Below are 11,921 nucleotides of genomic sequence, written 5' to 3' on the forward strand. Positions count from 1 at the left end.
TACATCAAGCGCGATGCATCTCGCACACCGCCTGCGCACATCCTCCAATGGATCATGTCTGCTTCGTCATCCTTCGACCATCTTTTTTTGCGCGCAGTTCTACAATCAGATAAATCAATGCCGCCATCGCCAGCGGAAGCAGATAGTAGACGGCGCGGTAAGTGAGCAAGGCCGCCAGCAGATCGCTCTTGGGATGGCGGTCGGACAGCAGCGCGACGAAGACGGTCTCCAACACGCCCAGCCCGGCAGGAATATGGGCGAGCACGCCTGCAATGGCAGCCACCAGCAAGGTGCCCAGCACCACGGGGAAGGCGATCTGCTGCCGCAGCAAGAAGAACAATATCGCCGCGATCAGGAGCCAGTTGACGCACGACATGCACAATTGCAAGAGCGCCAGCGGCAGCGATGGCAAGTTCAGCTCTTTTCCCCAGAACTCCCAGGTTCGCCGCCGCGCGAACGTGCACAACAATACATACGAGGCCGTGACGGCAAGGAGTACGATGCCGAGCGCCTGCAAGCCTGCGGCGCCGAGTCGCCATTCGTCGGGCAGCGCGAATGGCGGCCGTGCGAATACCGCACCGGACAGGAGGACATATCCGATCCAGTTGGTGAACATGCTCATCACTACCACGCGGGTGATAACGTCGGCATCGAGGCCGAAGCGCGAATAGAGTCGATAGCGAAAGGCAACACCGCCGACGATCGAGCCGATATTCAGATTGAATGCGTAGCTGACGAAGTTGACCATCATCACCTTGAGCACCGGCAAGCCATGGCCGGTGGCATGACGGCCCAGCAGATCGAAGCAACTGTAAAGCGCGAAACTGGCTGCGGACAGCAGCAATGCGAGCCATAGTTCCGAAGATGGACGGCTGCGCATGGCGCCGACGACTTCGTCCCATTCGACGGAACGGACCTGGTTCAGCAGCAGATAGCCGACGAGCAAGAAGAAGGCCAGCGTCAGCACGCGGGTCAGCCAGCGCCACCAGGGCCTTGCCGCAAACGACCGATTCTCCGCTTGCGCCTGGCCGCTCATAGATGCGCAGTCTCGTTCAGGTGTTCGGCGCCGTCGGGAAGCTTGGCGGGCGGCAAGGAAGTCAGTTTCGGCGCATGCGCGGGCAGACGTCCGGCCCACGCTGGGTAACGGCGCAGCAGATGAAACAGAACGAAGCTGCGCAACTTGGTCCATGCGCTCGGTTCCTGCAGGTCCTCGGCTTTGACCTGCTTGCAACTGGTCGCCATCAAGCGTTCCAGCGCACCGTTGAGCTGGCTGTTGAAGTCGCGGTCGCGGATCATGACATTGGCCTCCAGATTGAGCGCCAGGCTGAACGGATCGAGATTGCTGGAACCGACTGTCGACCATTCGTCGTCGACCAGCGCCACCTTGCCATGCAATGGCCGTTCGCAGTATTCGTAGATCCGCACGCCGCCACGCAGCAGGTGGCGGTACAACATTGCGGCGGCGGTCTGCACGATGGGCATGTCGGGTTTGCCCTGCAGGATCAGCGATACTTCGACCCCGCGCCGCGCCGCCTTGCGCAGATCCCGGAGGAAGGCATAGCCGGGAAAAAAGTAGGCGTTGGCGATCACGACGCGCCGTCGCGCCAGCCGGATCGCCAGCCGGTACTGGCGTTCGATGTCGTTTCGGTGTTCGCCGTTGTCGCGCCAGACAAAAACCGCGTCTGCATGACCGGCGGCCGGCAGTGCAGCGACGGCGGGTTGCACCTGGCGACGCCAGAACCAGCGCCGTCGCGCCTTGCCCTGCACCAGTGCAGCGAGCATGAAGGCATGAATGTGGGCCACGATCGGGCCTTCCATTTCGACCGCGTAGTCCTGCTTGGCTTCGGGGCCGAAATCGGCGAGATGATCGGCGGAATAGTTGATGCCGCCGGCAAATGCACGCTTGCCGTCCACCACCACCAGCTTGCGGTGCAGACGGCGAAAATAATTGACCCGTAAAAACGGACGCGGCGCGGGATCGAAAACATGCAAGCGCACCCCGGCTGCCGTCAGCGTCGAAACAAATTCCTCCGACAAGGCGGGCGAGCCGAATCCATCGATGGTGATGTCGACCTGTACGCCGTGTGATGCCGCGGCAAGCAAGGCCGCGTGCAAGGCCTTGCCGACCTTGTCCTCATACAGGATGAAGGTTTCGATCAGCACTTCCTGCCGGGCGGCAGCGATCGACTCGAAGACACGCGGGAAGAAATGCTCGCCATTTTCCAGCAAAGAAAACTTGTTGCCACCGATCCAGCTCAGGCTCACTCTCAGTCCCTCCACCCTGTGACGCGATGCACATCACGCGCGGTCGATCCGCCCGGACATGCCGGCATGAAAGCTTCAGGCGCAATTGCCTGGATTGCTTCGACATTGTCGATTTCACATCTCCCGAATGCACATTGGAATCTTCACAATCCCGTGTCTTTTTTACCTGCCTTTTACTTGCTGCCGTGCGGGGTCTCGCCCGAGCCGCTGCCCGATGACGCGCCTGAACTGACGGAGGCGCAATCATCGACGGACCGATCCGGTGACTTGAATATGGCGTAGCCGCTGCCGGTGCCGGAGCTGCCCCGATTTCTGTCCGCACTGCGTGCAATCGCCGAGGGGCAATCAGCCTTCTCGCCGGATGCCGAGGTCCCGGGCGTGCGCGAGCCGCCCGTGGAATCCGGCACGCCGGCCGAGGAACTGCCAAGATTGCTTCCGGAAGAGTTGCCGGTTGCGGCGCGCGGTGCATTCCGTGCCGCCGTGCTACCGGCACTGCCGGTGCCTGTCGCTGCATCACGCGATGAAGACGATTGGGATGAGACGACGCCGGCGGCTGTCAGCAATGCAACGAGAAGCGTTGCCGATGCGAGAGCCTTCATGTTTCCTCCACGAAGAAATGAAAAACAGACAAGCAGAGTTGCAAGTAACATGCCATTGGCAGCACGGAAAGCAGGTGTTATATGAACCTGTGATCGCTCGGGGGAAACGCGGGAGGGAATACTGCGGTGGTGTATCGGGAATGCAAAAGCCGGTTGCGACGATCCTGTTTAACGCGAAGGCAGGCCATGGCCGAAATGCGGCGCATGCCTGTCATGACGGCGCATTTGCAGGCGCGTCGCCAGCCAGGCAACGCCACTTGCGATCAGATGCAGGAACGCGCATGCGGCAATGACCGCGCACAGTGCTGCCTCAAGCTGCACGAACTGGCGCTTCAGTCCTTCCATCATGAATTGCTGCTCGCTCTGGAGCATCCACTGAAGCAGGCACCATGCGATCGTGAAAAAGACAACAATGATGGTCGCGATCCGGATGGACAAGACGTGACGGAAATGCCACTCCGCCAGTGGAATGTCTTGTTGTGCTTGCCGGAACATGATGCGATGCCGTCCTTTCTTCGCTGCGACTGACGCGCAATTTCACTGGAAATCATCTTCCCGCTTCCCGCAACATTTATCCACTTCATATTCTTCATAACCAATATGGATCTTGTGAATATCAGAAGAAGATGCACAAGGCTTGACTCTTACGTGACGTCAGGCTTTATCTTTTGCATACCGTCAGCAAAAGGAGAACACGATTGGAAACGACACCAGAAAACCTGATCCATTCCGGCCAGCCGAGCCAGACGGCCCTGGGAGTCGCCACCCTGCGCGCCGCCCATCAATTGCTCGACGAGCCGGTTATCTTCGATGACCGGCTGTCGCTGAGCATTCTTGGCGCGGAGGCTGAGGCGCGCTTGCGCGAAAACCCGTTTCAGTTCAACGACCCGTTTTCACTCGGCGTGCGTGCCTCCCTCGTTGCGCGCAGCCGGCTGGCCGAAGACGAGCTCTCGCGCGCGATCCAGGGCGGGGTCAGGCAGTACGTGGTGCTGGGCGCCGGGCTGGACACCTCCACACTGCGCCATGCCGACACTGCCGACGGACTGCAGATGTTCGAAGTCGATCATCCATCCACCCAGCGCTGGAAGCGCGCCATGCTGGAAGCAGCGGCCATCCCTCAGCCGGCGTCGATGCGTTTCGTGGGCGTCGACTTCGAGCGTGATGCCCTGAGCTCACGCCTGCAGAACGCCGGCTTCCGTCCCGATCAGCCGGCCTTCTTTGCATGGCTGGGTGTGACGGTCTATTTGCTGCCCGAGGCGGTTGTCGACACGCTGAAATTTGTCGGCGGCCTGCCGGCGGGTAGCGCGATCGTGTTCGATTATCGCGTCCAGCCATCGATGCTCGATCCCATGCAACGCGCAATCGGCGAGCGTCTTGCACGCTATGTCAGCGCGCAGGGCGAACCATGGAAATCTTCATTCGATCCGGCGGCGCTGCAGGAAACGCTACGCGGCCTTGGGTTCAAGAGTCTGCAGGATCTCGGGCCCGACGATCTGAATGCGCGCTACTTCACCGAACGAAAGGATGGATTGCGCGTCGGAGGCGGGTTTCGCTTGATGTGCGCGAAGGTGTAGGGCGATACAGGCAGTTCAGGCTGCGTCGGCCGCCTGTCGCAATCCCTGCTCGAATACTTCGACAGGTTGCCCGCCGCGGATCAGGAAGCGGTCATTGATGATGACCGCGGGCACGGAATGGATTCCTTGATCGAGATAGAACTGTTCCTGCTCCCGCGTCTCGTCGGTGTACTCGCCGCCGGCGAGAATGGCGCGCGCCCGCTCCGGGTCCAGCCCGGATTTTTCCGCCAGGCGCACCAGCACTTCATGGTCGCCGGGATTTTCGCCATCCGTAAAATAGGCTTTGAACAAGGCACGCTGAAGCGGCAATTGCCGCCCTTCGAGCTGCGCCCAGTAAAGCAGCCGATGCGCATCGAAGGTGTTGTAGATACGCCGGCGCTTGTCCATGCGGAAAGTGAAGCCCAGCGACTCCCCGCGCGCCCGGATCGCTTCCTGATTGCTTTCCATCTGTTCGGGGGAAGCGCCGTATTTTTCGGTCAGGTGCTCGACCACATCCTGGCCCTCGGGCGGCATGGCCGGATTGAGTTCGAATGGCTGGAAGTGCAGGTCGGCGCTCACTTCCTCGCCGAGACGCTGCAGCGCTTGGTCGAGCGACTGCAGGCCGATTGCGCACCAGGGACAGGAAACATCTGAAACAAAATCGATTTTCAGCCGCTTACTCATTGCGACTCATTGCGACTCATTGCGCGCGGCTTGCTGCGACCGTGTCTTTTTCGTCGACCTGGCCTTGCCGTTTGCGATAACGGCCTTCAGACGCTGCAGACGCGCGTACTCCTCGGGGTCGTTCTTGGCAAGCTGGCTCTCGCGCCACTTGTAAAAGATCGCCAGCCCGAGCATCGCCGCAGCGCCGACTGCCAGTTTCCCGCCATGCTCGCCGAGCAGGCTCGTCGTCTTTTCCGTACTCGCCGTCGGTGTCGTTGGTGGCGCAGCAGAAATCTGTCTCGACATATCCTCCGGCCGCGAGCCGAACAGGCCGGGCCTGGGCGACAGAGAATTCAGCATGGAAACTTGTTCGGGGGACATGGGAAACCTGCCTTTCCTATTCAATCCTGGCGATGACGACGCATTTATCGGATTAGTCCTTAAACCGCCCAACTGGTTCAGCGCGGTTCGCGCATTCTCCGACGAGACATTCACGTCGCCACGCGCCCTTTGCCTGGTGCAATAAGTGGACACGCCGCCATGGATCGAACTGAAATGTTGACGAGGCACAACGGGTACAAAATACGTGATCGACCTGTCCCGGTCCATGACCTTGCGCAACACTTATTCAATCGACGAAAGGCAGCTCCGAAGGGAAAAGGCAATGCGCCTCGTCCCTGCAGAAACAGGCCTTCCGCTTCACGCGCCTCAGATCAATACGTCCTGCAACAGCTTGCGCGCCACCGTATCGTTGTCGGTGCTGAGCGCGACAAAGCAAAACCCGTCCTGCCGCTGCAGCGTGCTGATGCCGCGCAGCGACAACTTCGCATCCTTCAGCTCGCGCGTCACGCGCGCAAGCGCGCCCGGCTGGTCGGCAATGCGGATCGTGATCAGGTCGTCGGAGACGGCATGCAGGCCCAGCTGATGCAGCAGGCGCATGGCATCGTCGGGACGATCGACGACGAGTTCCAGCACGGCGGAACTGTCCACCGTCTCGCCCTCGATCTTCTGGATGTTGATCTGCTTTTGCGCCAGCAGGTCGGCGATGTCGGCCATCACGCCGGGGCGGTCTTCCACAATCAGTTTGATCGATTTCATGCTTGTTCCTTCACGATATCGGCGATCAGCGCATCGATCAGCGCCATCTCGGTGCCGGGCGCGACAATCAGGTGGCTGACGTCCTGCGTCGCCAGCTGCCAGCGGTTCTTGATGGTCTCGCTGACTTTCGGGAAGACCACGGTCAGCGCATTCGCATTGCGCCAGGCGGGAATGCCCCTGCGGTTCATTTCGTCCACCGCATACTGCGCAAGTTCCTGGCAACGCGCCAGGCGTTTGCGCAAACCCTGCTCGCCCATCACCTTGACCGCGTACCACAGCAAGAGCGGCGTGAATGCATTGCGCGAACCGGTGATGGTGGTGTCCATGCTGCCGATGTAGCCGATGCTGCGGCCGATGCGGTCGACATTGCGCTTCCTGGCGATGACCACGCCGCATGGCATCGGCGCGCCGATGAACTTGTGGCCGCTCAGCGCAATCGAATCCGCGCCATCGGCGAAATCGAAGGCCGGCTTGGGATCGAGGAATTGCGCGAACGGGCCGCAGAAGGCCGCATCGCTGTGGATGTAATGCTCATGCACGACGAGATCCTTCAGGATGTCCTGTATCCGCCGGATGTCGTCCCTGGCCTCCTTCATCGTCGTGCCAATGTTGGCAAAGATGATGGCAGGCACGTCACGGTGCAGTCGAATGCTTTCCTTCAGGTCTTCATAATCGATCTCGCCGTTCTTCTGCGAGCGGATCATGATGTGCCGCAGCCCGAGGAAGTGCACGTTCTTGGCCACACTGTAATGCGTGTCCTCGGAAAAATACACGATCCCGCTCGGATACAGTTCACGCGCCAGATAGAGGCCGTAGAGATTGCCTTCCGTACCGCCATTGGTGACATAACCCCAGTAATCGTCTTTCGGCGCCTGGAACAGTGCAGCGAAAAAATCGATCACCTCGCGCTCCATCTCGCGCGTGCAGACGCGATACGTGCTGGCCTGGAACGGGTCGCCGATGTTATTGGAAGGGAATTGCAGGAACCGGTAGAGCGGCGCGTAATCGAAATCCCGCGCCACCGGGTAACCGAGGGAGTCCCGTGTGGCGTCCCGCATCGACTCGTAGAGCGCGTCGAGGCGAGCCTGATCGTGTGCTGCAAGCATGAATGACCTCATGTCTTCTGGGTGTGGAATGAGAGGCGCAGCCGAATGGGCCGGGCCTGCCGTGCCTGCACTCCGCCTGGGTAAGGCGGGAGCAACGCAGCCCGTATGATAATTGCTTATGAAAGCGTTTTGTGGCGCGGCGTCAATTATTTCAGTGACATCGGCGCGCAATTCCAGTGTATCTATGAACACACAAGTTGCTCTAAGCGCATGATATTTTTTTCAAACCCACCTATAATACGGCGCCCTGCTCTATTCGCTGCGCCGGGAACGTGAAAGCCCAAGCCTTCCTTCTCGCGCAGCCGCTGCTGACAGTTTTCCGAATTAACCAAGATTTTTATCCCGAAGAATTCACTCATGCGCGCGAGAGACCTCGCGGCGACGATTCGCCGCTCTCATGCCGAGATTTTGCCTGCCGGCCGTTTGCCGCAGAAATCATGCAACCTCGCGGCCTCCGCCACGTCTAAACGCGCCTAGTCTTGTAAACATTATTTACGCAATGACAAAACCGACTAAAACTCTGACATTGACTTCCAAAGCACCGCGCCCGACAACGGCACCGTCTGTTCGCACCGTGAGCCATCCGGTCGATCCGCTCCAGGAAGCGAACAAGGTGACGGTTGTCACGAAGCCGCGGCGCCTGGCGCCGGGCACCATCGGCGCGGCGGAACACAATGCCGGTGCCGTCCCGCCCTCGCCGCCAGCGGCCGAGCCGGCGGCGCCGAAAGAGCCAGTCGTCGTTCGCAAGGTCGTATCGAAGGTTCTCGGCAAACCGACAGTCAGCAAGCTGCAACAACCCGTTGTCACACCCGTGCCCGCTCCCGCCGCCGCGATCTCTGTCGCGCCGGCCGCTCAGGCAGAGGCCAAACCGGCTCCGGAAATCAAGGCGACGCACCCGACCGCCGGAGTCGCCGCACCGGCACCGGCTGAAATCGACACCAGCGCCTACGTCTTGCCGGAACAGAAAACGCCGGGCCGGCGCGGACGCCGGCCGTCGGAATTCGGCCAGGAGAACGATGAGATCGCGGCGCTGAACGCGGTCGAGCGCGCCGAGCTGAATGCCGCTGCACGTTCACTCAAGCAAGGCAAGCGGCCCGGCGCATTTGCGGCCGAAGCCTCCCTGAGCGAGGAAGAGCTGGAACAGCGCCGCAAGCAAATGGCCTCGCTGATCCGTATCGGCAAGGAGCGCGGCTTCCTGACGCACGCGGAGATCCACGACCACCTGCCCGACGATTCCACCGGCCAGGAGGCCATCGAGGGCCTGATCCTCAGCCTCGGCGACATGGGTATCGCGGTCTACGAGCAGGCGCCGGATGAGGAAACGCTGCTGCTGTCCGAAAACGTTACCACCGTCACCAACGACGATGACACGGAAGCCGCCGTCGTGACCGCGCTCACCAGCGTGGATGGCGATTACGGCCGCTCCACCGATCCGGTGCGCATGTACATGCGGGAAATGGCGACCGTTCCCTTGCTGACGCGTCAGGGCGAAATCGATATCGCGCGGCGCATTGAAGCCGGCTTCAAGGACATGATGCAGGCGATTTCCGCCTGCCCGATTGCAGTGGAAGAGCTGCTGGTGCAGGTTGAACGCGTCAGGAAAGACGAGATCAAGATCGACGAGGTGGTCGACGGGCTGGTGGACGCGGATGCCGCGGAGGACAGCGTGATCGTCGCCGCCGACGCGGACGAGGCCGACGAGGAAGGCCTGGACGACGACCTGGCGGATGAAGAAGACGCCGCCGAGGAAGGCAGCGCGGTGCGCATCGCGGATGAACAACTCGACCAGTTGCAGAAGAAGGCGCTGGAAAAATTTGCCGTGATTGCCGCGCAGTTCGACAAGATGCGCACCGCCGCCGAAAGCGACGGTCATGGTTCCGGCGCCTATCGCGTAGCGCAACAGGCGATTTCCGCCGAGCTGCTCGGCGTGCGGGTTGCCGCCAAGCTGGTGGAGAAACTGTGCGATACCGTGCGCGCCCAGATGGCCGAGGTCCGCACCAACGAACGGCAGATCCTCGACATCGCGGTGAACAAGTGCGGCATGCCGCGCGAGCATTTCATTCGCACATTCCCGGGCAATGAAACGCGCCTCGACTGGGCCGATGCCGAGTCGCAGAGCGGGCAGGCGTACGGCGCCGCATTGCGCCGCTACATTCCCGCGATACACGAGTTGCAGCAAAAGCTGATCGACCTGCAGACACGCGTCGGACTGCCGCTGCCAGAGCTGCGCAAGATCAACAAGCAGATGACGACCGGCGAGTCGCGCACGCGCCAGGCCAAGCGTGAAATGACCGAAGCAAACCTGCGTCTCGTGATCTCGATTGCGAAGAAGTACGTCAATCGCGGCCTGCAGTTCCTCGACCTGATCCAGGAAGGCAATATCGGTTTGCTGAAGGCGGTTGACAAGTTCGAATACCGTCGCGGCTACAAGTTTTCAACCTACGCGACATGGTGGATCCGCCAGGCGATCACGCGCGCGATCGCCGACCAGGCGCGCACCATCCGGGTGCCGGTGCACATGATCGAGTCGATCAACAAGATCAACCGCATCAGCCGCCAGATCCTGATGGAAACCGGTTCGGAACCCGACCCGGCCACGCTCGCGATGAAAATGGACATGCCGGAAAAGAAAATCCGCGAAATCCTCAAGATCGCGAAGGAACCGGTGTCGATGGACACGCCGATGGGCGACGATGGCGATTCCCATCTCGGCGATTTCATCGAGGACAGCATGACCCTCGCGCCGGCCGACGCCGCTGCGCTGGCTTCGATGCGCAACGTGATCAAGGATGTGCTCGACTCGCTGCCGCCGCGCGAGGCCAAGGTGCTGCGCATGCGCTATGGCATCGATACCGGCAATGATCTGACGCTGGAAGAAGTCGGCAAGCAATTCGACGTGACCCGCGAACGCATCCGTCAGATCGAATCGAAGGCAATGAACAAGCTGCGTCATCCGTCCCGCGCAGACCGCTTGAAGACCTTCCTGGAAAACAGCTGATGAGAAATGCTCCCCCGCGCCGGGGGGAGCATCTTGGGGCGCAATGCGCGAACGCGCGTGCCCTTATTTCTGCGCGACCGGGGCGGTGCCTGCCGCTGAAGTTGCCGGAGCGGCCTCGGCGGAGGCAACCGGTGCCGCCTGGACGACCGATTCTTCCATGATGACGGTAATCAAGGTCGGATAGTCATATGCCGCGCCCGATCCCGCATCGACTGCGGCGCCGATCACGCCACCAAAAAGAATATTGCCGAAGGCCATGGGCTTGGTGCTGGACTTGACGGCAGCCATGCCCGGCTTGAGACCTTCCTTCTCGCACTTCACGTTCAAGTCGTCATAGGCACGATGCACGGTGATGGTGCCCGGCGTGGTGACATAGAACTTGCCTTTGCCGTTGTCGAGCTGGCAGTTGGCGCCGGCGACCGCTTCCCCTTTGTAGCGGGTTTCCACTGACAACACCTGGTTCTGACCATTGACGATGGAAGCGCATCCGCTCAGCATCGACATACCTGCAATCACGATCCCCGTGATGGCCTTCTTTGTTATGAACATCTTGTTTTTCTCCCTGTTCGGCGGTGTGGCGCGCCGAATCACCTCGGAATCCTGTAATTCCAGGGGGCAATTAGACAGGAAAGCGGCCTGCCCCGCATACCATATCCATGGTATTCAGCAAGATCAGATTTTTCGATAGCGCAATTGGCGCACGGGAGAACGCGCATGCGCCGGTATCCGTGGTCAACGCAGCCAGTACCACTGCATGTATCGATCAAAATACAAGCCCTGCTGCATCAGATCAGCCCGCGTGCTGGAGCGGATGATGCATTGGCGCCATGATTCACTTCCCTGCGCAAAACCGTGTTCGACGCACGGCGGTCCGTACTCCTGCGACATCGCCAGCACCGGATCTTCGCGGTAAGCCGCTCTTTCCTGCGCGGTGCCGCAACCGGTGAGCAACACAACTACGGCACACAAGATGAATGATGCACGCATCGCGATCTCCTTATGTTGTTGGTGTTGATCGGGATGCGTGTCGTCATGATGGGCGCATGGCTGCATCCCACATTCAGGATAGGTGCGTACGGGAGAAATGCGAGGTCGATCGACGCGGCCGACTGTTCTTCGTCATCCGCGGCAGGAAGGTGTCGGGGCGCGATTGCGCGGGGTTGCGCGACAGCCCTGTTTTTCTTTCTTGTAGCACAATTTTCTGCACGTTTGTTGTCCCATGTCTTCATTTGGCTTCCGATGTCAATGCCTTGGCTTCGCAGGACAACCGGTTAGACCGAGCATTCGCGTCAACTATGGTGAAATCAATCCCGCCTCTTTTGCACAGCACGGCACACGCAAAGAGAGCACATAAAAAACAAAGAACACAAGTTCAACCATATTGGAGACAAACCATGTTGCCCGTTCGACTTCGCATTCCTTTGCCAGCCCCGCCTTTCCCTCCGGCAGAACGCGCGCAAGCGCGCTGAGATTCAGCAAGAGCCTATCCCGCCGGGGATCGCGCGCATCGCTTTCCCTGACGCCAACCTGTGTCGCGCCTCCTTGCGCGACGTCGCCATGTCGCGACCGTCCCGGTCCCTGACGGGATAGGACTTTTGTCATATCACGCAACAGCGAATATTCATACAAACCAAGGAGA

The 11,921-nt window shown here is 60.3% G+C and carries 13 protein-coding genes; 2 read left to right on the plus strand and 11 right to left on the minus strand.

What is annotated here, in order from left to right; genetic code table 11:
• Window positions 1-52 precede the first annotated feature (52 nt).
• From E6W33_RS17830 to E6W33_RS17845, 4 genes are all read right to left on the minus strand, one after another.
• Entirely contained in the window at window positions 53-1,036 is a 984-nt protein-coding gene (locus E6W33_RS17830) for a lysylphosphatidylglycerol synthase domain-containing protein (RefSeq protein WP_136418663.1), read from the minus strand.
• Complete coding sequence (clsB, locus tag E6W33_RS17835; RefSeq protein ID WP_136418664.1) at window positions 1,033-2,265, minus strand: cardiolipin synthase ClsB; 1,233 nt, start codon at window positions 2,263-2,265, stop codon at window positions 1,033-1,035. The genes E6W33_RS17830 and clsB overlap by 4 nt, the downstream gene beginning before the upstream one ends.
• A gap of 173 nt (window positions 2,266-2,438) precedes the next feature.
• Complete coding sequence (locus tag E6W33_RS17840; protein WP_136418665.1) at window positions 2,439-2,864, minus strand: hypothetical protein; 426 nt, start codon at window positions 2,862-2,864, stop codon at window positions 2,439-2,441.
• Between the two features lie 168 nt (window positions 2,865-3,032).
• Window positions 3,033-3,359 carry a hypothetical protein gene (locus tag E6W33_RS17845; protein ID WP_136418666.1) on the minus strand — a complete coding sequence of 109 codons (327 nt, stop codon included), beginning with the start codon at window positions 3,357-3,359 and terminating at the stop codon, window positions 3,033-3,035.
• Between the two features lie 203 nt (window positions 3,360-3,562).
• On the opposite strand from E6W33_RS17845, the gene E6W33_RS17850 reads away from it, so the two are divergent.
• The gene (locus tag E6W33_RS17850; protein WP_136418667.1) at window positions 3,563-4,438 is read left to right on the plus strand and encodes a class I SAM-dependent methyltransferase; all 876 of its coding nucleotides are present in this window, start codon (window positions 3,563-3,565) and stop codon (window positions 4,436-4,438) included.
• Window positions 4,439-4,453: 15 nt separating this feature from the next.
• Here the strand turns inward: E6W33_RS17850 and E6W33_RS17855 are convergent, their stop codons facing one another.
• The 4 genes from E6W33_RS17855 to E6W33_RS17870 form a co-directional block, all read right to left on the minus strand.
• A complete protein-coding gene (locus E6W33_RS17855) occupies window positions 4,454-5,101 on the minus strand; it encodes a DsbA family oxidoreductase (RefSeq protein ID WP_136418668.1) in 648 nt (215 codons plus the stop codon).
• Between the two features lie 6 nt (window positions 5,102-5,107).
• Window positions 5,108-5,440 carry a hypothetical protein gene (locus E6W33_RS17860; protein WP_211097369.1) on the minus strand — a complete coding sequence of 111 codons (333 nt, stop codon included), beginning with the start codon at window positions 5,438-5,440 and terminating at the stop codon, window positions 5,108-5,110.
• Window positions 5,441-5,788: 348 nt separating this feature from the next.
• The gene (locus E6W33_RS17865) at window positions 5,789-6,178 is read right to left on the minus strand and encodes an ACT domain-containing protein (protein WP_136418670.1); all 390 of its coding nucleotides are present in this window, start codon (window positions 6,176-6,178) and stop codon (window positions 5,789-5,791) included.
• Window positions 6,175-7,284 carry a histidine decarboxylase gene (locus E6W33_RS17870; protein ID WP_136418671.1) on the minus strand — a complete coding sequence of 370 codons (1,110 nt, stop codon included), beginning with the start codon at window positions 7,282-7,284 and terminating at the stop codon, window positions 6,175-6,177. Before E6W33_RS17870 ends, E6W33_RS17865 begins: the two co-directional genes overlap by 4 nt.
• Before the next feature lie 499 nt (window positions 7,285-7,783).
• Between E6W33_RS17870 and rpoD the strand changes: the two genes are divergently transcribed.
• Window positions 7,784-10,282 carry an RNA polymerase sigma factor RpoD gene (gene rpoD, locus E6W33_RS17875; RefSeq protein WP_211097370.1) on the plus strand — a complete coding sequence of 833 codons (2,499 nt, stop codon included), beginning with the start codon at window positions 7,784-7,786 and terminating at the stop codon, window positions 10,280-10,282.
• Between the two features lie 63 nt (window positions 10,283-10,345).
• Here rpoD and E6W33_RS17880 read toward each other — a convergent pair whose 3' ends face one another.
• The 3 genes from E6W33_RS17880 to E6W33_RS17890 all read right to left on the minus strand — a co-directional run bounded on the left by E6W33_RS17880 (window position 10,346) and on the right by E6W33_RS17890 (window position 11,761).
• Window positions 10,346-10,831, minus strand: coding sequence for a hypothetical protein (locus E6W33_RS17880; protein ID WP_136418672.1), 486 nt, complete (start codon window positions 10,829-10,831; stop codon window positions 10,346-10,348).
• A gap of 183 nt (window positions 10,832-11,014) precedes the next feature.
• Complete coding sequence (locus tag E6W33_RS17885) at window positions 11,015-11,269, minus strand: hypothetical protein (RefSeq protein WP_136418673.1); 255 nt, start codon at window positions 11,267-11,269, stop codon at window positions 11,015-11,017.
• A 306-nt stretch (window positions 11,270-11,575) separates the two neighbouring features.
• On the minus strand, window positions 11,576-11,761 hold the full coding sequence (locus E6W33_RS17890) for a hypothetical protein (protein ID WP_136418674.1): 186 nt from the start codon (window positions 11,759-11,761) through the stop codon (window positions 11,576-11,578).
• Window positions 11,762-11,921 lie beyond the last annotated feature (160 nt).

It is taken from the genome of Herbaspirillum sp. ST 5-3 (genome assembly GCF_004804275.1).
Lineage (GTDB): Bacteria > Pseudomonadota > Gammaproteobacteria > Burkholderiales > Burkholderiaceae_D > Noviherbaspirillum.